Source organism: Methylorubrum rhodinum (genome assembly GCF_014199935.1).
In the GTDB taxonomy this organism is placed as follows: domain Bacteria; phylum Pseudomonadota; class Alphaproteobacteria; order Rhizobiales; family Beijerinckiaceae; genus Methylobacterium; species Methylobacterium rhodinum.
Window position 1 is genome coordinate 64,857 of record NZ_JACHOP010000016.1, and the last position, 21,217, is coordinate 86,073.

The 21,217-nt window shown below is 70.4% G+C and carries 14 protein-coding genes; 7 read left to right on the forward strand and 7 right to left on the reverse strand.

All coding sequences use genetic code 11. The features are described from left to right. Window positions 1–165 precede the first annotated feature (165 nt). Window positions 166–453 carry a hypothetical protein gene (locus HNR00_RS16860; protein WP_183571384.1) on the reverse strand — a complete coding sequence of 96 codons (288 nt, stop codon included), beginning with the start codon at window positions 451–453 and terminating at the stop codon, window positions 166–168. Between the two features lie 242 nt (window positions 454–695). On the opposite strand from HNR00_RS16860, the gene HNR00_RS16865 reads away from it, so the two are divergent. Continuing rightward, window positions 696–950: a PilZ domain-containing protein gene (locus HNR00_RS16865; RefSeq protein WP_183571386.1), complete on the forward strand. Its 255-nt coding sequence runs from the start codon at window positions 696–698 to the stop codon at window positions 948–950. 39 nt (window positions 951–989) lie between these two features. Here the strand turns inward: HNR00_RS16865 and HNR00_RS16870 are convergent, their stop codons facing one another. The 5 genes from HNR00_RS16870 to HNR00_RS16890 form a co-directional block, all read right to left on the reverse strand. Continuing rightward, a complete protein-coding gene (locus tag HNR00_RS16870) occupies window positions 990–3,047 on the reverse strand; it encodes an O-linked N-acetylglucosamine transferase, SPINDLY family protein (protein WP_246390739.1) in 2,058 nt (685 codons plus the stop codon). A gap of 268 nt (window positions 3,048–3,315) precedes the next feature. Then, window positions 3,316–7,992, reverse strand: coding sequence for a beta strand repeat-containing protein (locus HNR00_RS16875; RefSeq protein WP_183571388.1), 4,677 nt, complete (start codon window positions 7,990–7,992; stop codon window positions 3,316–3,318). A 383-nt stretch (window positions 7,993–8,375) separates the two neighbouring features. Beyond that, entirely contained in the window at window positions 8,376–9,800 is a 1,425-nt protein-coding gene (locus tag HNR00_RS16880; protein ID WP_183571390.1) for an HlyD family type I secretion periplasmic adaptor subunit, read from the reverse strand. Continuing rightward, entirely contained in the window at window positions 9,800–11,893 is a 2,094-nt protein-coding gene (locus HNR00_RS16885) for a peptidase domain-containing ABC transporter (RefSeq protein WP_183571456.1), read from the reverse strand. Before HNR00_RS16885 ends, HNR00_RS16880 begins: the two co-directional genes overlap by 1 nt. A gap of 131 nt (window positions 11,894–12,024) precedes the next feature. After that, window positions 12,025–12,900 (reverse strand): FkbM family methyltransferase, encoded by an 876-nt coding sequence (locus HNR00_RS16890; RefSeq protein WP_183571392.1) that lies wholly within the window; start codon window positions 12,898–12,900, stop codon window positions 12,025–12,027. A gap of 491 nt (window positions 12,901–13,391) precedes the next feature. Here HNR00_RS16890 and HNR00_RS16895 point away from each other — a divergent pair, with 491 nt between their 5' ends. The 3 genes from HNR00_RS16895 to HNR00_RS16905 are packed head-to-tail and all read left to right on the forward strand — an operon-like array spanning window position 13,392 to window position 16,770. After that, on the forward strand, window positions 13,392–15,275 hold the full coding sequence (locus HNR00_RS16895; RefSeq protein WP_183571395.1) for a sensor histidine kinase: 1,884 nt from the start codon (window positions 13,392–13,394) through the stop codon (window positions 15,273–15,275). A gap of 14 nt (window positions 15,276–15,289) precedes the next feature. Then, the gene (locus HNR00_RS16900; protein WP_246390758.1) at window positions 15,290–15,724 is read left to right on the forward strand and encodes a response regulator; all 435 of its coding nucleotides are present in this window, start codon (window positions 15,290–15,292) and stop codon (window positions 15,722–15,724) included. Then, window positions 15,721–16,770: a sensor histidine kinase gene (locus HNR00_RS16905; RefSeq protein ID WP_183571399.1), complete on the forward strand. Its 1,050-nt coding sequence runs from the start codon at window positions 15,721–15,723 to the stop codon at window positions 16,768–16,770. Before HNR00_RS16900 ends, HNR00_RS16905 begins: the two co-directional genes overlap by 4 nt. A 297-nt stretch (window positions 16,771–17,067) precedes the next feature. On the opposite strand, the gene HNR00_RS16910 is transcribed toward HNR00_RS16905, so the two are convergent. Next, entirely contained in the window at window positions 17,068–18,861 is a 1,794-nt protein-coding gene (locus tag HNR00_RS16910; protein ID WP_183571401.1) for a PHA/PHB synthase family protein, read from the reverse strand. Between the two features lie 133 nt (window positions 18,862–18,994). Between HNR00_RS16910 and HNR00_RS16915 the strand changes: the two genes are divergently transcribed. The 3 genes from HNR00_RS16915 to HNR00_RS16925 all read left to right on the forward strand — a co-directional run bounded on the left by HNR00_RS16915 (window position 18,995) and on the right by HNR00_RS16925 (window position 21,217). Further along, window positions 18,995–19,348 carry a hypothetical protein gene (locus tag HNR00_RS16915; RefSeq protein WP_376770393.1) on the forward strand — a complete coding sequence of 118 codons (354 nt, stop codon included), beginning with the start codon at window positions 18,995–18,997 and terminating at the stop codon, window positions 19,346–19,348. Between the two features lie 277 nt (window positions 19,349–19,625). Further along, window positions 19,626–20,846, forward strand: a complete 1,221-nt coding sequence (locus HNR00_RS16920) for an LL-diaminopimelate aminotransferase (protein WP_183571405.1) — start codon at window positions 19,626–19,628, stop codon at window positions 20,844–20,846. Between the two features lie 155 nt (window positions 20,847–21,001). Further along, window positions 21,002–21,217 carry a hypothetical protein gene (locus HNR00_RS16925; RefSeq protein ID WP_183571407.1) on the forward strand — a complete coding sequence of 72 codons (216 nt, stop codon included), beginning with the start codon at window positions 21,002–21,004 and terminating at the stop codon, window positions 21,215–21,217.

Sequence of the window (21,217 nt, forward strand, 5' to 3'; positions counted from 1 at the left end):
TCGGCTAAAGGCCGGAGGCTCGGAACGTCCCCTACCAAGCTGCATGGAACAGGACCGATGGTCCTGCTCCATGCGTCCGGCGGACGACCGCCGCCGCGCCGTCGCGCGGGCAATAGGCGATGCGTCACGGTCATCGCCGATCGGTATGCGACGGGTCTTCGGGGATCAGCGGGCGCTGCCGCCGGTGCCGCCGCCGCCGCTGCCCTGCGGGATCGCCCGCTCGGGCTGCCCGGCATTGCCGCCGGCCGCCGAGTTCGTCGTGATGGTGTCGGCCCCGGTCGGGCCGGGGGCGATGACGTAGTCGACGCCGTTGCCCGTGGTGTTGGTCTGGCGCTGGATGATGGTTCCGGGCGGAAAGCGGCCGGGCGGTCCGTCGAAGGGCTGCGCTTGGACGCTGGCCGCGCCCGCGCACAGCGCGGCGAGGACGGTGGCGGTGAGAACCGGGCGGCGCATGGTCTGATCCTTGGGGTCTCGAACCGACGAGCCGGAGCCGCTGGAAGCGGCCCGACCGTCGCTTCGAGACAATTCGGTCCTCCCCCGCAGGGTTTCCGCACGACCGCGCGATCATCCCGCGGCGAATGGGTCCGGTCGAACGGCGGAGAAGTCGGCAGATGCGCGCAATTCGAGCGATGCCGTCAGCCCGACGTTGAAGCGGAGCTGCGAGGGTCGGCATCGATCAACGGATCGGGCGGACCATGCTGACGAATCCAGAGCGGCGGATCGAGCCGCGTCATCGGATCGGAGAGGGCGGATCGGTGGCGCTCGACGAGCACACCTCGATCGGCTGCCTCGTGCACGACCTCTCGGAGAGCGGCGTGAGGATCACCCTGCCGGACGCCGCGGCGATCCCGGAGGTGTTTCTGCTCAGCGCCTCGTGCCTTCCGTCCGCCGCGGTCTGCCGCGTCGTCTGGCGCAACGACGAGACGATCGGCGCACGCTTCCAGGACTAGGCCGGCGAGAGGGGGCGAGCCCCCTCTCCTCACGGCTCGTCACAGCATGTCGGCGAGGGCGTCGCCGCCGTAGACCGCGGCGGTCTCGCGCAGGTGGCGGCCGTAGAGCGCGCGGTAGGCCGCGTCGTCCAGCGTCTCGCTGTCGGCCAGGGCGAGGCCGGTGCCGAACTCGTGGGCGAGGTCGAGCCCGCGCAGGCGCGGCACCGGCAGCACGTCGTTGGCCGCCGCCTGGGCCATCTGGCCGTAGAGGCCTTCGAGGCGGCGCACGAGGAGCGGCGTGTCGAACAGGAGGCAGGTGTCGCGGCCGGCGAGCAGCCGCTCGCGCAGCGGCCGCAGGCTCGCCGGATCGCGGCCGTAGGCGACCGCGCGGGCGACGTAGTCCTCGCCCGTCGTGCAGACCGTTTCGCCGATGCCCGCCGCCCGCACGAGGCTGGCGCAGACCCGCGCGGCGAAGCTGCGGCCCAGCAGCGTCAGCACCGGCACGCCCATCCACAGGGCGTCCGCGGCGGTGGTGTGCGAGCCGTAGGGGAAGGTGTCGAGGAACAGGTCCGCCTGCGGGTAACGGGCGAGATGGTGCGGGTTGGCCCGCTTGTCGGCGAAGACCAGACGCTCCGGCGCGACGCCGCGGGCGGCCGCCGCCTGCCGCAGGCGCTCGTTGGCCTCCTCGGTGCCGGCGAGGAGCCACAGCACGCTGCCCGGCACGTCCGCCAGGATCGCCATCCATCGCGAAAAGACGCGCTCGGTGATCTTCTGCATGCCGTTCAGCGAGCAGTAGACGAAGGCGCCCTCGGGCAGGCCGAGATCGGCCCGGCTCGGGCGCTCGGCGGCGACAGTGCGGCGGCGGTCGTTGGGCTGGTAGCAGGGCAGCCGCAGCACGCTCTCCGAGACGGTGTATTCGAGTTCGCGCGGAAGAATCGTCTCGTCGGCCACGAGGTAGTGGTGGAACGGCGAGGCCATCGTGCCGGGGAAGCCGAACCAGTTAACCGAGACCGGGGCCGGGCGCAGGGCGAAGACGCGGGTGCGCGCGTCTTTGGTGTAGCCGTTGAGGTCGACCAGGATGTCGATGCCGTGCGCCCGGATCAGCCGGGCGGCGTCGGGATCGGAGATTCCGGTCAGGTCGTGCCAATGGTCGACCGCGGCCTTGGTGCGCTGGTGCGTCGCGTCGGCGGCCGGGACGCCGCAGTAATAGGCGAACACCTCGCAGACCGTGCGGTCGTGCTGCTCCATCACCTCGGTCATCGAGAAGCCGACCGCGTGCTCGCGGAAATCCGACGAGACGTAGCCGATCCGCAGCGGGCCCGGACGGCGCTGGCGCGGATCGAGCGGCGGCAGCGCCTCGGCCGGATCGACGGAGAGCCCGATCGAGGTGCGGCAGTAGCGGTGGGAATTGGCGAGCAGGAAGACCGGATCGTCGGTGTAGCAGGCGGCCGAGAGCGGCGAGATGCCGGCGACGATCTCGGCCTTCTTCACCTGGCCGACATCCTCGACCAGCGGCCACTTGCACTGGCGCTGGCGGAGCGCGATCCAGTGCTGGATCACGTCGGGCTGGTGCGGGTTCAGCTCCAGCGACTGGCGAAGGGAATCCTCGGCCAGCGCGTCGCTGTTGGAGGTCTCGAGGACCCGGCCGAGCTGCTTCAGGGCGATGGTCTTGAAGTTCAGGTTCTCGCCGGTCAGCGCCGGGAGGGCGGTCGACACGCCGTTCCAGGCGGTCACGGCGGCGCCGACCTGACCCAGGCGCTCCAGCGCGCTGCCGAGGTTGATCTGTGCCGCGTAGAAGTCGGGCTTGAGCCGCACCGTCTCGCGCAGCACGTTCACGGCGCCGGTCACGTCCTTCTGGTCGGACAGGGCCATGCCGTAGTTGAACATCGCCGCGTAGAGCAGCGGATGATCCGGGTTGAGGGCGATCCAGCTCTTGTACGGCTCGATCGCCAACTCGGGCCGGCCGCCCTGCTTCAGCGTCTCGGTGACGTGGATGAGGCCGGCGAGGTCGAGCTGGCCGGATCGGATGCGCGCCAGTTCCCGCTCGTGAAGCTCGGCCATCGGGTGGGTGCCCGCCGGGGTGTCCGCCTGTCCTGCCGCCATGATCGTGCCCGCCAACGCGATGTTCGCCGAAGGTCCCGCCCGTCCCGGCGGGCGTCCCGCCGCGGGGACGTCCTGCGAGATCTGTCGAGAACCCCGCCGCATCAGGTCAGGCTTTGGTTAACGGCCGGTTTCGATCGCGCGGAACAGGTTTCGCCGGACGGCCGGTTCGGCACCCCATTCGCGCCGAGCCCAACGGCCGACGCCGCCGGCCGCGACCGTCTCGGGTCGTGACCGGCGGCGCGGAGCCGCGAAGGACCCGGCGCCGGGGCGCCGGGATCGGGGATCAGGCCCCCATCAGGGTGACGAGGGCGTTCACCTGGTTGTTCGACATCCCGGCGATCTGCGTCGAGGTGAAGGCGCTGCCCTGGGTCGTGGTCAGCGAGGTGATGTCCGTCGAGCTGAGGCCCGCGATCTGGTTCTTGCTCAGGGAGCGGAGAACCGTCGTGCTCAGACCGTCGATCTGCGTCGTCGTCAGGGCGGCGATCGCGACCGAGTTCAGGCCCTTGGCCTGGGTGGACGACAGCGCACCCACCTGGGTCGAGCTGAAGCCGCCGATCTGGGTCGTCGTCAGCGCCGACATCTCGGTGGAGGTCAAGCCGCCGACCTGGGTGGTCGAGAGCGCCCCGATATCCGTGGAGGCCAGTCCCTTGACCTGGGTCGTGGTCAGGGCGCCGATCTGGGTCGAGGTCAGGCCGCCGATCTGGGTCGAGGTCAGGTCGCCGATGTCGGTCGAGGTCAGGCCGCGCAGCTGGGTCGTGGTCAGCGAGCCGAGCTGGGTGGTGGTGAGGCCGCCGAGCTGGGTCGAGGTCAGGGCGTCGAGCTGGGTCGACTTGAACCCGCCGATCTGCGTGGTGGTGAGCGCGCCGACTTCGGTGCTGGCCAGTCCCTTGATCTGGCTCGACGTGAGACTGCCGAGCTGCGTCGTGGTCAGGCTCTGGAGCTGGGTCGTCGTCAGGGCGCCGAGATCCGACGAGCTGAAGCCCGCGACCTGCGTCGTCGTCAGCGCGGCGAGCTGGGTGGTGGTGAGGCCGCCGAGCTGCGTCGTCGTCAGCGCGTCGAGCTGCGTGCCGAGAAGTCCGCCGACCTGCGTCGTCGTCAGCGTGCCCACGCCGGTGGAGGTGAGGCCGCCGATCTGGCCGGTCGAGAGGTTCTTGATCTGGGTGGCCGTGAGCCCGCCGATCTGGGTCGTGGTCAGATCGCCGAAATCGGTGGAGGACAGTCCCTTGACCTGCGTCGTGCTCAGCGCGCCGAGCTGGGTCGTGGTGAGCGCCCGCAGCTGGGTCGAGGTCAGCGCGTCGAGCTGGGTGCCCGAGACGCCGACGAGCTGGGTCGTCGACAGCGCGGCGACTTCGGTGGTGGTGAGGCCGCCGAGCTGCGTCGTGGTCAGGGAGGCGAGATGCGCCGCCTTGAGGCCGCCCAACTGGGTGGTGGACAGGCTGCCGAGCTGCGTCGTGCTCAGCCCCTTCAGCTGGCCCGTCGTCAGGGCTCCGAGCTGCGTCGAGGTGAGCCCGTCGACCTGGGTGGTGGAGAGCGTACCGAGCTGCGCCGAGGTCAGGCCGCCGAGCTGCGTCGTGGTGAGCGCGCCGAGTCCGGTCGAGGTGATCGCGCCGGCCTGCGTCGTGGTCAGCGCCGCGATTTGCGCCGTCCGGAGCCCGCCGATCTGCGTCGTGGAAAGGCTCGCCACGTCGGTCGTCGAGAGGCCGCCGATCTGACCGGTCGACAGGGCGCCGACCTGCGCCGAGGTCAGCCCGTCGAGCTGGGTGGTGGAGAGCGCGCCGAGCTGGGTCGAGGTCAGGCCGCCGAGCTGCGTCGTGGAGATCGCGCCGAGCTGGGTCGAGGTCAGGCCGCCGATCTGCGTCGTGGTGAGGCTCTTCAGGTCGGCCGAGGCGAGGCCCTTGACCTGCGTGGTCGAGAGCGAGCCGAGCTGGGTCGTGGTGAGGCCGCCGAGCTGGGTCGTGCTCAGCCCGTCGAGCTGCGTCGCCTTCAGGCCGGTCAGGGCAGTGGTGGTGAGGCCTCCGACCTGGGTCGAGGTCAGGCCGCCGAGCTGCGGCAGCGACAACGCGCCGAGCGCGGTGGTGGTCAGGCCGTTGAGCTGGGTCGTGGAGAGCGCGCCGAGCTGGGCGGTCTTGAGGCCGGCGAGCTGGGAGGTGGTCAGGTTCGCCAGCTGGGTGGTGGTGAGGCCGCCGACCTGCGTCGTGGAGAGCGCGCCGAGCTGGACGGATTTCAGGCCGCCGAGCTGGGTCGTCGTGAGGCCGGCGAGATCGGTGGTGGAGAGGTCGCCGAGCTGCGCCGTACCGAGGACGCCGAGCTGGGTGGTCGTCAGGCCGCCGAGCTGCGTGGTGGTGAGCGCGCCGAGCTGCAGCGAGGTCAGTCCGCCGACCTGCGCGGTGGTCAGCCCGCCGATCTGCGTCGTGGTCAGCCCGCCGACCTGGGTCGTGGTGAGAACCTTCAGGTCGGTCGAGTTCAGGCCGCCGATCTGCGTGGTCGAGAACGCGCCGATCTGGGTGGTGGTGAGCCCGCCGAGCTGGATCGAGGACAGCGCGTCGAGCTGCGTCGCCTTGAGGCCGCCGAGCAGCGTGGTGGTGAGGCCGCCGATCTGGGTCGTGGTCAGGCCGCCGAGCGAGACGGTGCTCAGGCCGCCGAACTGGGTCGAGGTCAGGCCGTTGAGCTGGGTCGTGGAGAGCGCGCCGACCTGAGCGGTCTTGAAGCCGCCGAGCTGGGTCGTCGTCAGGTTGGAGAGCTGGGTCGTGGTGAACCCGCCGACCTGGGTGGTGGTGAGCCCGCCGAGCTGAGCGGTCTTGATGCCGCCGAGCACGGTGGTGGTGAGCGCGCCGATCTTGGTGGTGGTGAGGCCGCCGAGCTGCCCGGTCGAGAGGGAGCCTAGCCCCGTGGTGGTCAGGCCGTTGAGCTGCGTCGTCGAGAGCGCGCCGACCTGGGTCGAGGTCAGGCCGGTGAGCTGGGTCGCCGTGATGGCGCCGATCTGCGTGGTGGTGAGCCCGCCGAGCTGCGTCGTCGAGAGGGCCTTCATGTCGGTGGAGGAGAGACCCTTCAGCTGGGTGGTCGAGAGCGAGCCGAGCTGGGTGGTGGTCAGGCCGCCGAGCTGGACCGAGGAGAGCGCGTCGAGCTGGGTCGCGCCGAGGCCGGTCAGGGCGGTGGTGGTGAGGCCGCCGAGCTGGGTCGAGGTCAGGCCGCCGAGCTGCGGCACCGAGATCGCACCGATCTGGGTGGTGGTCAGGCCGTTGAGCTGGGTCGTCGAGAGGGCGCCGAGCTGATTGGTCTTCAGGCCGCCGAGCTGGTTCGTCGTCAGGTTCGACAGCTGGGTCGTGGTCAGGCCGCCGACCTGCGTCGTGGAGAGCGCGCCGAGCTGCGTGGTCTTGAAGCCGCCGAGCTGGGTCGTCGTCAGGGCGGCGAGATCGGTGGTGGAGAGGTCGCCGAGCTGGGCGGTGCCCAGCGCGCCGAGCTGGGTGGTGGTGAGCCCGCCGAGCTGCGTGGTGGTGAGCGCGCCGAGCTGCAGCGAGGTCAGTCCGCCGACCTGGGTGGTGGTGAGCGCGCCGACCTGCGTCGTGGTCAGTCCGCCGATCTGGGTCGTGGTCAGACCCTTGAGGTCGGTGGCAGAGAGGCCCCTGATCTGCGTGGTCGAGAACGCGCCGAGCTGGGTGGTGGTGAGCCCGCCGAGCTGGACCGAGGAGAGCGCGTCGAGCTGCGTCGCCTTCAGGCCGCCGAGCAGGGTCGTGGTGAGGCCGCCGATCTGGGTCGTGGTCAGGCCGCCGAGCGAGACGGTGCCGATGCCGCCGATCTGGGTCGAGGTCAGGCCGTTGAGCTGGGTGGTGGAGAGCGCGCCGACCTGAGCGGTCTTGAAGCCGACGAGCTGGGTCGTCGTCAGGTTGGAGAGCTGGGTGGTGGTGAAGCCGCCGACCTGGGTGGTGGTGAGCCCGCCGAGCTGAGCGGTCTTGATGCCGCCGAGCACGGTGGTGGTGAGCCCGCCGATCGTCGTGGTGGTGAGGCCGCCGAGCTGCCCGGTCGAGAGGGAGCCCAGCCCCGTGGTGGTCAGGCCGTTGAGCTGGGTGGTCGAGAGCGCGCCGACCTGGGTCGAGGTCAGGCCGCTGAGCTGCGTCGCGGTCACGGCACCGATCTGGGTGGTGGTGAGCCCGCCGAGCTGCGTCGTCGAGAGCGCCTTCAGGTCGGCCGAGGTCAGGCCGCCGAGCTGGGTCGTCGTGAACCGGCCGATCTGGGTGGTGGTCAGGCCGCCGAGCTGGGCCGAGGACAGGGCGTTGAGCTGCGTCGCCGTGAGGGTGCCGACCTGCGTCGTGGTCAGGGCGCCGACATCGGTCGAGCTGAGGCCGCCGATCTGGTTGATCGTCAGGGCGCCGACCTGGGTCGTGGTCAGGGCCGCCACCTGGGTCGAGGTGAGGCTGTCGATGTCGGTCGAGGTCAGGCCGCCGACCTGCGTGGTGCTGAGGCTCGCGAGCTGCGTGGTCGAGAGCGCGCCGAGTTGGGTCGAGGTGAGGGCGTCGAGCTGCCCGGCATTCAGGCCGGTGAGCTGGGTCGTCGTCAGGGCGGTGACCGCGGTGGTGGTCAGGCCGCCGAGCTGGGTCGAGGTGAGCGAGCCGACCTGCGTGGTCGAGAAGCTGCCGAGCTGGGTCGTGGTGAAGGCGCCGATGTCGTCCGTCTGGAGGGCGGAGAGCTGGGTCGTCGTCAGCGCGCCGATCTGCGTCGTGGTGACGGCCCGCAGCTGGGTCGAGGTGAGGGCGTCGAGCTGCACGCTCGTGAGGCCCGCGAGCTGCGTGGTGTTGATCCGCGCGAGGTTGGTCGTGGTCAGCACGCCGAGCTGGGTCGAGGTCAGCACCTCGATCTGGGTCGCGGCGAAGGCGGCGATGTCCGTGGTGGTCAGCCCGGCGATCGTCGTCGTCGAGAGCTGCGCGACTTGCGTGGTCGTGAGGTCGGTGATGATCGAGGCCACGGTCCGCTCCAACACCCGAAAAGTGCTGCCGCCGGCGGGCGGCCGTAATCCGTCGCCTCGGTCGGGACGAGGCGGAGCGGAGATTGTCTCTGGAGGGGTCGGAGCCGGCGGGCCGGTCGGGCGGGGCGTCGCGTCTCGGGACGGGCCTCGCCGGACCCGCTCGGAGTCCGCAGCCGTCGTCCCGATACCGTCTGCCCCGCGTCCGGCCTTTCAGCGCGATGGACGCCCTTTGGTCCGATATGCGGGGCGACGCGTTAAAGCCGGTTTAAGTCGGTTGCCGAAACGCGGCCGTTACAACGCTCGTCAAGACCATTCGCGGTCTTGATGAATCATCGGGTAACGGTGTCGGTCGAGATCAAGGCTTCAGCCGCGGCCGCGGGATGTCACGGCTCGCGGATGCTCTCGTCGAAGCCCCGGATCAGCGGATAGATGAAGTAGGAGATCACGCTGCGGGTGCCGACCTTGATCTCGGCGGTCACGCTCATGCCGGGGATCGGCCGCGTGCCCTCGGGCAGCGCGCGCAGATGGTCGCCGGTCAGATCGACCTGCCCGCGATGGGTCAGGACCGAGGCGTTCGGCCCCCCGTTCGGGCTCTGCGCCGTCTCCATCCTGACCGAGCGCAGGCGGCCCGACAGGGTGCCGTGGCGCTGGTAGGGGAAGGCGTCGAGCTTCACCATCACCTCGTCGCCGGGCTTGGCGTAGCCGGCGTCACCGGCGCCGATCATCACCTCGGCGAAGAGCGGCGCGTCGAGGGGCAGCAGCGTCAGCACCGGTTCGGCCGGCTGCACCACCGAGCCGACCGAGCGGCGGGCGAGATCGAGCACGACGCCGTCCTCGGGCGCGGTCAGCACGACGAGGTCGTTCATCCGGTTGGCCTTCACGAGGCTCTCGGAGACGCTCTTCTCCTCCTTCCGCGCCTTGACCAGCGCCTCCATCAGCTCGCTGCGCCAGCGATCGACGAACACCTGCCGCTCGGCGCGCTTGGCCGCGAGCTGATTCTCCAGCTCGTTGCGGCGGTTGTCCTCTTCCTGCTTGTCGCGCTCGGCCTTGAGGCGGCTCACCGAGGCGCCGAGATACTGGACCCGCGAGGCGACGGTCTTCTTGTAGAGCTGCGAATACATCTGCTCCAGTTCGGAATAGACGTCGAATTGCAGCTCGGCCGACTTGGCGTTGACGCCGGCCGCCGCGAGGCTGCCCGTGAGCCGGGCGATCTCGGCGTCGAACGAGCGCAGCTGCGCCTCGAACTGCGAGCCGCGCTGCCGGTGCAGGCTCGTCTGGAGCGCGACGTCCGGCCCCTGCCCGCTGAAGCGCGGCGGTTCCCCGGCGAGTTCGGCCTCCAGCCGCTCCAGTTCAGCGCGCAAGGCCTCCTGCTGCGCGGCGAGCGCGGTGCGGTCGGCCAGGGCGAAGGTCGGATCGAGGCGGGCGAGCACGTCGCCCTTGCGCACGGTGTCGCCGGCCTTCACCCGCAGCTCGCGGATGATCGAGAGCTGGAGCGGCTGGAGCACCACGTTCGGGGCGTCGGCGAGAAGGCGCCCCGAGGACGAGACGATGATGTCGACCTTCACGAGGGAGGCGGCGAGCGTGAGCGCCGCGATCAGCGCGACGACGCCGTAGAGGGTGAGCCGCATGGCGCCGGGCGGGCGCTCGGCGAAGAGCGCGTCGAGGTCCTGCGGCTCCTCGCGCATCGCCGCCCGCGCCCGGGCGGCGCCGTCGACGGTGCGCCGGGTCCAGGCGGCGGGCCCGTTGATCCGCGCGCGGCGGGCCGGGGGGAGGCTTGGCGCGTCCGGCGCCTTCGAGCGGCGCAGCATCACTTGAAATGCCTGGTCTGCTGGTGCCAGAGGCGCTGATAGACCTCGCAGCGCTCGACGAGCTCCGCGTGCGGCGCGCAATCGACGACCCGGCCGCGGTCGAGCACGAGGATCTTGTCGGCCGTCACCAGCGAGGTCAGGCGGTGCGAGACGATGACCATGGTGCGCCCGAGCGCGATCTCGGCGAGATGCTCCTGCACGATCGCCTCGCTCTCGGGATCGAGCGCGCTGGTCGCCTCGTCGAAGATGAGCAGGCGCGGCTGCACGACGAGGGCCCGGGCGATGGCGATGCGCTGGCGCTGGCCGCCGGAGAAGTTGGCCCCGTTCTCCTGCACCAGCGTGTCGTAGGAGGCGGGCAGGCGCTCGATGAACTCGGCGGCGCCCGCCATCCGGGCCGCCTCGACGATCTCGGCGATGGTGGCGTCGGGGCGCGCGGCGGCGATGTTCTCGCGGATGGTGCCGCGGAACAGGAAGTTCTCCTGGAGCACGACGCCGATCTGGCGGCGCAGATGGGCCAGGTCGATCTGGCGCAGGTCGATCCCGTCGAGGCGGATCGCCCCGCCCTGCGCGGTCTGGATGCCCTGGATCAGCCGCGTCACCGTGGTCTTGCCCGAGCCGGAGCGCCCGACGATCCCGATCACCTGCCCCGGCTCGACGGTGAAGCCGACGCCGTCGAGCGCCGGCGCGGCGGCGCCCGGATAGCGGTAGGTGACCTCCTCGAACTCCATCCGCCCGGTCAGCTCGGGCTTCATGCCCGATTGCGACGGATCGCGCTCCAGCGGGTGGGTCATCACCGTGCCGAGCATCTCGACGGCGAGCCGCGTCTCCTGCGATTCGTTGACGAGCGCCACGATCTGGATCAGCGGGCCGGTGACGCGGCCGGCCACCATGTTGAAGGCGATCAGCGCGCCGATGCTGAGCGAGCCGTCGAATACGTCCAGCGCGCCTAAGCCCAGCACGCAGAGCTGCATGCTCTTCTCCAGCCCCGTGGTCATCACGTTGGCGAAGGCCGCGAGCCGCCCCACCGCGGCGCGGCGGGCCACGCCGGTCGCGACCGTGGTGTCCCATTCCTTGAGCCGGGCCGGCTCCAGCGCCAGCGACTTCACGGTGCGCATGCCGTGGATCGTCTCGACGAGGTGGGACTGGCGCGACCCTTCCGCCTGATAGAGCCGCTGCAGGTGATGGCGGAAGATCGGCACGATGGCCCCGATCACCGCCGCGATGGCGAGCGAGAACACCAGAACGACGATCGTCAGCTTGCCCGAGTAGAAGGCGAGCAGCGCCAGGGTCAGCGGCAGCGTCACCGCATCGAGCGCGGCCTGGAACAGGCGGCCGGTGAGGAACTGGCGGATCGTCTCGGTCTGCTGAAGGTTGCGCGTCAGCGCGCCCGCGCTCTGCCCCTCGAAGAAGTGCAGCGGCAGGTGCAGCATGTGCCGGAAGGTGCGGGTGGCGAGCCGCGCATCGACCTTGTTGGTGACGTACAGCATCAGGTACTGCCGCACGTAGGCGAACAGGCCGTCGAACAGGATCAGGATCGCGGCGATCAGCATGATCGCGCCGAGCGTCCGGTAGCTCTGGTGGCCGAGCGCCTTGTCGATCAGCACCTGGAAGGTCAGCGGGGTGGCGAATCCGATGATCGTCGCCATCACGGCCGCGACCGCCACGTCGCGCAGGTAGCGCCGCTCGCGCAGGATCTCGGGGACGAACCAGCTCAGGCCGAAGGTCTCGGGCTCGGCGGGCTTCGCCTTGGCCGGACGGCACAGCAGCAGCGTGCCGGACCATTCCTCCACGAATCTGTCGCGCGCGACCGGAAGGCCGCCCTGGGCCTCGGTCTGGGGATCGAGCACCATCACACTGGGGCCGTCGGGGCCGTCGGCGGAATCGGTGACGAGAACCCAGTTGCCGCCCTTCTGCAGCGCCATCACCGGCCACGCGCCGCCCATGGCGGCGAGGTGCTTCCAGCGCCGCCTGTGCAGGAGCTTGCCCTCCAGCCCGGAGGATTCCATCACCCCCAGCATCGAGCCGGTCGGGTCCTCCTCGCTGATCCCGGCGATGGCCTCGGGCCTGAGCTGGACGCCCCGGTGAAGCGCCATCACGAACAGGCAGCGGATCGCCGTGTGATGGCGCGAGAGCAGGAAGGAGGCCGGCGCGTTCACGGCAAGCTCCTGTCGGGGCGGTGCGGGGTTCGGGCAGCGGCCTCGGACATGGCGTCGATGCCCGCCCCTCAGGCCGCCTGCCGGCCGGCGGCCCGGTGCAGGCCGGTGAGATAGGTGTCGAGCAGGCGGCCGCCGTGGCGGCGGTCGTGCTCCTGCAGGAGCCGGGCGCAGATGTCGAACGACTGGTAGCAGTCGTGCAGGATCTTGGCGGTCGACAGGAGCTGCCGCTCCGTCAGCAGTTCCGGCCGGGTGAAGTCGCGGATGAACAGCGCGTCGGCCCACACCGCCTGGCTCATCGGCGCGTAGACGTCGTTCTCGTTCAGGAGCGGGCGGACGATCCGGCTCACCACGTCCGGGTGGAAGCGGTGGAACACGAAGCCCTGGGCACGCAGGAACTGGTCGACGTCCGAGAACAGCGGCTGGCCGGCATAGAGCGGCACGAACTCCACCTCGGTGTGGATCACGCTGGCCTCGCTCAGGCGCGCCAGCGCGTTGCGGAACACCATCAGCTCGCCGCCCTGGATGTCGATCTTGAGATAGTCGAGCCCCGCAGTGGCCGGCACGTCGTCGAGGCGCACGGTGTCGACCTCGCGGGTCTCGATCACCTCGCCCCAGACGGGGAAGCCGAAAAAGCAGGCGAGCACCGCCGGGTCGGGCGTCAGGAGCGAGCTCATGCCCTGCTGGCGGCAGATGTGGAGGGTGTGGCGCCCGCCGTCGCCGACCGCGTGCGGCAGGTAGGTCTCGTTTGGGCCCTTCATCGCGTCGAGCCGGGCGAGGGCTTCGAGATTCGGCTCGAAGCCGACGACCTCCGCCGAACCCTCGTCGACGAGGCCCGCGTAGGGCGCGGCCCCGTCGATCGGGTTGGCGCCGACATCGACGACCTTCACCCGCACATCGAGGCCGGTGAGGTGGCGGAAGGCGAAGGGATTGTGGGAGGCGGGCATCGGCGGGACCGTGGTCGGAAGGAAAGTGGCGTCGGAGGGTCCGGCCTGACGGCCCGAAGGTGGCGGCGCCGGCCGGTCGGCGGATCGGTTCGGCTGCTCGCCCGACGATCCAAGCCCCCGGAGCGGCGTCGCCCCGGCACGGACCTTGAGGCCCATCGCTCTACATTCGGTTAACCTTGACGCTCGGATGCCGCGCAGCCCGGCCGGCCACCAGGGCAATCGCGTGAAGCGATGTCCCTGGTTTTGTCGACACGCCTCAGTCGCCGGCGCCCGCCTCCGCGGAAGTGGGGTCACCTTGGGCTTTCGCTCCGCTCGACGCTTTTCAGGACAGATGTCCGAAAAGCCCGCTCCGCGCGGCGCTCTTCGCGCCGCGAAGCCGCATAAGCGGCTTCGGGCGATTGCCCTGGGCCGGGCACGGATGGCGATGGCGCCTCGCGCCGCGACCGGGTAGCCTGAGGCGGCGCCTCCGGGCGGCGCTCGACACGAACACGATGGTCCCCACAGGCTACAATCCGGCGCTCGTCGCCCTGTCCATCGCCATCGCGGTGTTCGCCGCCTACACGGCCCTCGATCTCGGCGGGCGGGTGCGCGGCGCGACCGCGACGGCGCGGCTCGCGTGGCTGACCGGGGCGGCGCTGGCGATGGGCGGCGGCATCTGGTCGATGCACTTCGTCGGCATGCTGGCCTTCGAGATGGGCCTGCCGGCCACCTATCATCTCGGACTGACGGTCCTCTCGCTCGCCATCGCCGTCGGCTTCACCGGCACGGCGCTCGCCTACGTCGCCCGCGCGCAGGCCCGCGACCGGGACGTCCTCGTCGCCGGGCCGGTGATGGGGCTCGGCGTCGCCGCGATGCACTACACCGGCATGGCGGCGATGCAGGTGCACGGCAGCCTCGCCTTCAGCCCCTCCATCGTCGCGCTCTCGGTCGCCATCGCGGTGAGCGCGGCCACCGCCGCCCTGTGGCTCACGTTCCGTCCGAGCAATCCCTGGCAGAAGCTCGGTGCCGCCTGCCTGATGGGCGCGGCGGTCGCCGGCATGCACTACACCGGCATGGCGGCGGCGACGATCACGGCGGAGGAAGGCGGCGCGCACGCCACCCACATTGCCGCCACCAGCATGGACCAGCAGAACCTCGCGCTGGCGGTGGCGGGCGCCACCTTCGTCATCCTGTTCCTGGCGATCCTCGCCTCCTCGATCGACCAGCAGCGGATCGGCGGCGAGCTGCAGGCGAGCGAGGAGCGCTTCCGCGCCGCGGTCCGGGCCGTGCGCGGCGTCCTCTGGACCAACGACCCGCAGGGCCGGATGACCGGCGAGCAGCCGGGCTGGGCGGCGCTGACCGGCCAGACGAGGGCCGAATACGAGGGCTACGGCTGGGCCGAGGCCGTCCATCCGGACGACCGGCAGGCGAGCATCGACGAATGGAACCGCACGGTGGCCGCGCGCCGCACCTTCGTCCACGAGCATCGGGTGCGGGCCGGCGACGGCACGTGGCGCCACTTCGCGATCCGCGCGGTCCCGGTCCTCGATGCGCACGGTGCGATCCGCGAATGGGTCGGCGTCCACACCGACATCACCGAGCAGCGCGAGGTGGAAGGAGAGCTGCGCGAATCGAACGAGGAGATCCAGCGCTACGCCTACATCGTCAGCCACGACCTGCGGGCGCCGCTCGTCAACGTGATGGGCTTCACCAGCGAGCTGGAGGCGACCCGCGCGGACGTGCGCGACGCCCTCGGCGACCATCCGCAGGCGGAGCGGATCGATGCCGACATGGCCGAGGCGCTCGGCTTCATCGGCGCGGCCATCACCAAGATGGAAGGGCTGATCGCGGCGATCCTCAAGCTGTCGCGCGAGGGCCGGCGCCGCTTCGACGCCGAGACCCTCGACATGACCGCGCTGCTGCAGGGCATCGCCGACGCGCAGCGCCATCAGGCCGAGCGCCGCGGCGCCCGCGTCACCGTCTCCCCCGACCTGCCGGTCATCACGGCCGACCGGCTCGCGGTGGAGCAGATCTTCGCCAACCTGATCGACAACGCCTTGAAATACCTCGATCCCGCCCGGCCCGGCCGGATCGAGGTGTCGGCCAAGCCCGCCCCCGGCAAGCGCGTCCGCTTCGCCGTTTCCGACAACGGACGCGGCATCGCCGAGAAGGACCATGCCCGCGTGTTCGAGCTGTTTCGCCGCTCCGGCCAGCAGGACCAGCCCGGCGACGGCATCGGGCTCGCCCACGTGAAGGCGCTGGTGCGGGCGCTCGACGGGCGGATCGAACTCGCCTCGAAGCTCGGAGAAGGCACCACCTTCACGGTGACGCTGCCCCGCGGGGCGGCTACAGCCGTCGAGACCGCGACGGCCCCGGTACGGCTCGCCGCGGAATGACGATGGAGACCGACATGCATCCCGTCTGCATCGTGATGATCGAGGACGACGAGGGCCATGCCCGCCTGATCGAGCGCAACATCCGCCGCGCGGGCGTGAACAACGAGATCGTGCCGTTCCGCGACGGCACCTCGGCGCTCGAATACCTGCTCGGCCCCGACGGGACCGGCGAGGTGAGCGCGCGGCGCCATCTCCTCGTCCTGCTCGACCTCAACCTGCCGGACATGACCGGCATCGACATCCTGGAGCGGATCAAGGCCAACCCGCATACCCGTCGCTCGCCCGTCGTGGTCCTGACCACGACCGACGACGCCCGCGAGGTCCAGCGCTGCTACGATCTCGGCGCCAACGTCTACATCACCAAGCCGGTCAACTACGAAGGCTTCTCGAACGCGATCCGCCAGCTCGGACTGTTCTTCTCGGTCATGCAGGTCCCCGAAAACCCATGACCGGAACGCCCGCGCCGCCCCAGGGCCGCATCCTCTACATCGACGACGATCCGGGCCTCGGCCGCCTCGTGCAGCGGGCGCTGCAGACCCGCGGCTACGCGGTCGAGGTCGTGCTGGACGGCGAGGCCGGGCTGACGCGGCTGCGCGCGGGCGGGATCGACCTCGTCGCCCTCGACCATCACATGCCGGGCCAGACCGGCCTCGACCTGCTGCCCGCGATCCGCGCCCTGCCCGACGCGCCGCCGGTCGTCTACGTCACCGGTTCGGAGGACAGCCGCGTTGCCGTCGCCGCCCTGAAGGCGGGCGCGGTCGATTACGTTTGGAAGGACGTGCAGGGCCAATTCCGCGAGCTGCTCGGCGAGGCGATCGGCACGGCGCTCCGCGCCGAAGCGATGCGCCGGGACAAGGAGCGGGCGGAGGCCGCCGTGCGCGAGGCCCGCGACCGGGCCGAGATGCTCCTGCGCGAGGTCAACCACCGCGTCGCCAACTCGCTGACTTTGGTCGCCGCGCTCGCCCGGATGCAGACCAGCGCCGTCAAGGACCCGGCCGCCAAGGAGGCCCTGGAGGAGATGCAGGCGCGCATCTCGGCCATCGCCGGCATCCATCGCCGCCTCTACACCTCCCAGGACGTCGAGGCGGTGGAACTCGACGCCTACCTGACCGGCCTCGTGGAGGAACTGCAGCTCGCCATGAAGGCCTCGGGCCGCGACCACGCCATCCGGCTCAAGGCCGAACCGATCCGTCTCGCCACCGACAAGGCGGTGTCGCTCGGCGTCGTCGTCACCGAACTCGTCACCAACGCCTACAAATACGCCTATCCGGCCGATGCCGCGGGCGAGATCCGCGTCACGGTCGAGCGCCAGGACCCCGACACGCTCTTCCTCGCGGTCGAGGACGACGGGATCGGCTGGACCGGCGAGGGCGAGGCCAAGGGCACGGGGCTGGGCTCGCGCATCATCCGGGCGATGGCCGCGAACCTGCGCTCCGCCCTCACCTACGCGCCGGGCCGTCCCGGCACGCGGGCGGTGCTGTCGTTCCAGGCGTGAACGACCGTTCGATCCGCCGGTTGCGTCGGCTTCCGCTCCGACCCCGTCGTCGCGGGGCGATCCCGAGCGCGGCATCGCCGAGACCGTGCGGCGCCCGAGTGCCGTCGAACTCCGCAATCCCGAAGGGAGATCAGTCGGAGTTCGTGCCAGACGATTTCGGCCGTCCCGTCATCGACGGCGCGATCGGGTCGGATGGGGCGGAGCCCTCGAGGGCTTACGCCTCCGCCTCGCGATGACGGGGAGAGGCGGCAGCCGGGCGATCAGGTGAAAGCCGCCCTGCCCGCGAAAAGCCCGCGCCTACGATTTCATCCGCACATAGGTCCCCGGGGCGGGCGCCAGCGAGGGCAGAGCGCCCGCGCCGGGGATCCGGGCGGGAACGCGCTCGGGGGCCTGTTCCTCGATCCACTTGAACCAGTAGGGCCACCACGAGCCCTCGTGCTCGGTCGAGTTCGTGACCCACTCCTCGAACTTGCCCTTGGCGGGACCGCCGGTGCGGAAGCCGTATTTGGGCTTCTTGCCCGGCGGGTTGACCACGCCGGCGATATGCCCCGAGCCCGCGAGCACGTAATCGACCTTGCCGCCGAACTTGCCCGAGCCCTCGAACACCGAGAGGGCCGGGGCGATGTGGTCCTCGCGGGTGGCGAGGTTGAAGATGGGGATCTTCACCTTCTTCAGGTCGAGGCGCACGTTGCCGAGCACCATCTGGCCCTTGGCGAGCGTGTTGTTGAGGTAGCAGTTGCGGAGATAGAACGAGTGATTGGCCGCCGGCATCCGCGTGGCGTCGGCATTCCAGTACAGGAGGTCGAAAGCCTGGGGCGGCTTGCCCTTCACGTAATTGTTGACGACGTGGGACCAGATCAGGTCGTTGGGCCGCAGCATGTTGAAGGCATTGGCCATGCGCGCGCCTTCGAGATAGCCGCGCTCGGCCATCCGCCCCTCGATCTGCTTGATCTGCTCCTCGTCGGCGAAGACCTTGAGGTCGCCCGCATGGGTGAAGTCGACCTGCGTGGTCAGGAAGGTCGCATTCTTGATGCGGCGGTTGCCGGTGGCGGCCTGATAGGCCAGCGTCACGGCGAGCAGCGTGCCGCCGACGCAATAGCCCGCCGCCGCGACCTCGCTCTCGCCGGTGGCGACGCCGATCATGTCGATGGCCGTCTCGATGCCCTCGCGCATGTAGGACTCGAAGTCCTTGTCGCGATGGCGCTCGTCCGGGTTGACCCAGGAGATCACGAACACGGTCAACCCTTGGGAGACCATCCAGCCGATGAGGCTCTTCTGCGGGTTGAGATCGAGGATGTAGAACTTGTTGATCCAGGGCGGCACGATCAGCAGCGGGCGCTTCAGGACCGTCTCGGTCTTGGGCGCGTACTGGATCAACTCCATGAGGTCGTTGCGGAACACCACCTCGCCCGGCGTCACCGCCACGTCCTCGCCGAAGGTGAAGGCGGCGAGATCGGTCTGGCGCACGCGCAGCTGACCGCCGCCGGCCTGGATGTCCTCCTGCAGCATCTTCATGCCGCGCATGAGGTTCGCGCCGCCCTCCTCCAGCGTCTGGCGCAGGAGTTCGGGATTGGTCATCACGAAGTTCGACGGCGAGTAGGCCGAGAGCAGCTGGCGCAGGTAGAACTCGGCCTTGTGACGGGTGTGCTCGTCGAGCCCCTCGGCCTTCTCGACCATCTCCTCGGCCCAGCGGCTGAAGATGAAGTAGCTCTGCTTGATGAGGTCGAAGACCGGGTTCTTGATCCAATCCTCGTGGGCGAAGCGCTTGTCCTTCGCGTCCGGCGCGGCGACGGGCACGGGCTGCTGCCCTTGCATCCGCGCGGCGGTGGAGGCCCACAGGGCGGCGAAGGATTCGGTCAGCCGGGTCTGGGCCCGCACGGCCTTCTCGGGATCGCTCAGCCAGGTCTCGGCGACCTTGGTGAGGGTGCGGGTCATCTCGTCGATTTCGTTGCCGCCCTGCGCCGCCCCGCCCTGCCCCATCCGCTCGAACGGCTGCAGGGCCGATTGCCGGAAGCTCTCGGCGAGCTGGTTGGCATTGCGCGCGATCGTCTCGAAATCCGGTGCTGCCGGGCTGGTCCGCTCCGTGGCCACGCGTGTCCGTCCTCCCGCATCGGCCCGCCTGTTCGCCCGAAAGGGCGCCGCGAGCCTCGTTTCCGACAAGTTAACGCTCCAGGCAGGACATGTCGCCGTCCCCAGGTCCCATTTCCAGACCGATGTCATGCTCGTGAGCCGGACTTTTCGCGTTGCTGCCCGATCTCTGGCCCTCGCCCTGTCGGTTCCGGCGCTCGCCGCCGGCTGCTCCAGCGACGTCAACCCGATGAAGGCGGCCTTCGTCGGCGCGGGCTACGGCCCGAAGGAGACGCAGGCCCCGGATTTCGTCGCGGGCTCGCGCAAGGCCGACGCCACCTTCATGCCGGTCGGCGAATCGGCACCGCGGCCGGCCCGCACCCGCAACGCCGAGGGGCTCAAGGCGCTCCAATCCGAACTGGAGGGCGCCCGCAGCCGCAACGAGGCCAAGGGCCGGGCCGCCGAGAGCGCGGCCAAGGCCACGGCTCAAGGGCTCGCCCCGCCGCAATAACCGGCGACGGAATCAGGACCAGTCGTGCGGCAGCGCCGGATGACCCGGCGCGGAGAGCGCCGCGCGCAGCGGCCTCGGCCACGCCGAGGCGTCTAGCGGAGCGAAAGCCTAAGCCCGCGGACGCGGGCGCCGGCGACTGAGGCCAAGCAGGAAGCCGCCGGCGGTTGAGGCCCAAACAAAAAACCATCGGCGCATCAGCGCGCCGATGGTAAACACTCCGATTCCCTGCCGCCGACGCGATGCGGAGGGAAGCGTTCCGCGACACCGGACAGAACCCATGACCGATTTTCACCGCATCAAGCGCCTTCCGCCTTACGTCTTCGAGCAGGTGAACCGGATCAAGGCCGCCGCCCGGGCCCAGGGCGCCGACATCATCGATCTCGGCATGGGCAACCCCGACCTCGACGCGCCGCGCCACGTCATCGAGAAGCTGGTCGAGACCGCGGGCAAACCGCGCACCGACCGCTATTCCGCCTCGAAGGGCATCGCCGGCCTGCGCCGGGCCCAGGCCGGCTACTACCAGCGCCGCTTCGGCGTGAGCCTGAACCCCGACACGCAGGTCGTGGCGACGCTGGGCTCCAAGGAGGGCTTCGCCAACATGGCCCAGGCGATCACCGCGCCGGGCGACGTGGTGCTGGTGCCGAACCCGAGCTATCCGATCCACGCCTTCGGCTTCCTGATGGCGGGCGGCGTGATCCGCTCCGTGCCAGCCGAGCCGACGCCGGCGATGTTCCCGGCGCTGGAGAAGGCGGTGGTCCACTCGATCCCCAAGCCGGTCGCGCTGGTGGTCTGCTACCCCTCGAATCCGACGGCCTACGTCGCGAACCTCGATTTCTACCGCGACCTCGTCGCGTTCGCGAAGAAGCACGAACTGATCCTGCTCTCCGACCTCGCCTACGCCGAGGTCTATTTCGACGATGCCAACCCGCCGCCCTCGGTGCTGCAGGTGCCGGGCGCCATGGACGTGACGGTGGAGTTCACCTCGCTGTCCAAGACCTTCTCCATGGCCGGCTGGCGCATGGGCTTCGCGGTCGGCAACGAGCGGCTGCTCGCGGCGCTGACGCGGGTGAAGTCCTATCTCGATTACGGCGCCTTCACGCCGATCCAGGTGGCGGCCACCGCCGCGCTCAACGGGCCGGACGACTGCATCAAGGAGATGCGGGCGACCTACAAGAAACGCCGCGACGCGCTGATCGAATCGTTCGGCAAGGCCGGCTGGACGCTGCCGGTGCCGCAGGCCTCGATGTTCGCCTGGGTGCCGATCCCGGAAAAGTACCGGCCACTCGGCAGCCTGGAATTCTCGAAGCTGCTCTTGGAGAAGTCCGACGTGGCGGTGGCACCGGGCATCGGCTTCGGCGAGCACGGCGACGATTACGTCCGCATCGCGCTGGTCGAGAACGAGCAGCGCATCCGGCAGGCCGCGCGCAACATCCGCCGCTTCTTCGACAATTCCGACCGCACGCTGCACAACGTCGTGCCGATGCAGAAGGCGGTGTGATTGTTGCGGCGGGGCGACAGCCCCGCGCAATCGGGCCCCGCTCCCCGCGCGAGCGCACGGGGAAGCTTGTCAGTGGGCCTCGCCGTCCGCAGGGTCTTCTCCCGTTCCGCTGCCGGGTTTTTAGCCCGGCGGCGGAATGCGCCCTGAGGATTCGCATGCGCCGCCTGAAGCTCTTCGCCGCCCTGGCGCTCGCCGGCGCCGCCACCGGCGCCTGCGCTCCCCACCCGATCGTGGCCCGCGATCCCGTGCCCGCGCCCTCGCCCGACGAGGCCTACGACTGCACGACGAAGCCGTTCGTGCTGAACGCCTACCGCACCGGCTGCGAGCCGCGCCTGCGCGAGCGGCGCACGGTGCTCCAGTCGAAGGGCTGA

Coding starts and splice junctions, on each gene's coding strand:
- HNR00_RS16860 (WP_183571384.1), bottom strand. CDS start 453: ATGCGCCGCCCGGTTCTCACCGCCACCGTCCTCGCCGCGCTGTGCGCG.
- HNR00_RS16865 (WP_183571386.1), top strand. CDS start 696: ATGCTGACGAATCCAGAGCGGCGGATCGAGCCGCGTCATCGGATCGGA.
- HNR00_RS16880 (WP_183571390.1), bottom strand. CDS start 9,800: ATGCTGCGCCGCTCGAAGGCGCCGGACGCGCCAAGCCTCCCCCCGGCC.
- HNR00_RS16885 (WP_183571456.1), bottom strand. CDS start 11,893: ATGGCGCTTCACCGGGGCGTCCAGCTCAGGCCCGAGGCCATCGCCGGG.
- HNR00_RS16890 (WP_183571392.1), bottom strand. CDS start 12,900: ATGCCCGCCTCCCACAATCCCTTCGCCTTCCGCCACCTCACCGGCCTC.
- HNR00_RS16895 (WP_183571395.1), top strand. CDS start 13,392: ATGGTCCCCACAGGCTACAATCCGGCGCTCGTCGCCCTGTCCATCGCC.
- HNR00_RS16900 (WP_246390758.1), top strand. CDS start 15,290: ATGCATCCCGTCTGCATCGTGATGATCGAGGACGACGAGGGCCATGCC.
- HNR00_RS16905 (WP_183571399.1), top strand. CDS start 15,721: ATGACCGGAACGCCCGCGCCGCCCCAGGGCCGCATCCTCTACATCGAC.
- HNR00_RS16920 (WP_183571405.1), top strand. CDS start 19,626: ATGACCGATTTTCACCGCATCAAGCGCCTTCCGCCTTACGTCTTCGAG.
- HNR00_RS16925 (WP_183571407.1), top strand. CDS start 21,002: ATGCGCCGCCTGAAGCTCTTCGCCGCCCTGGCGCTCGCCGGCGCCGCC.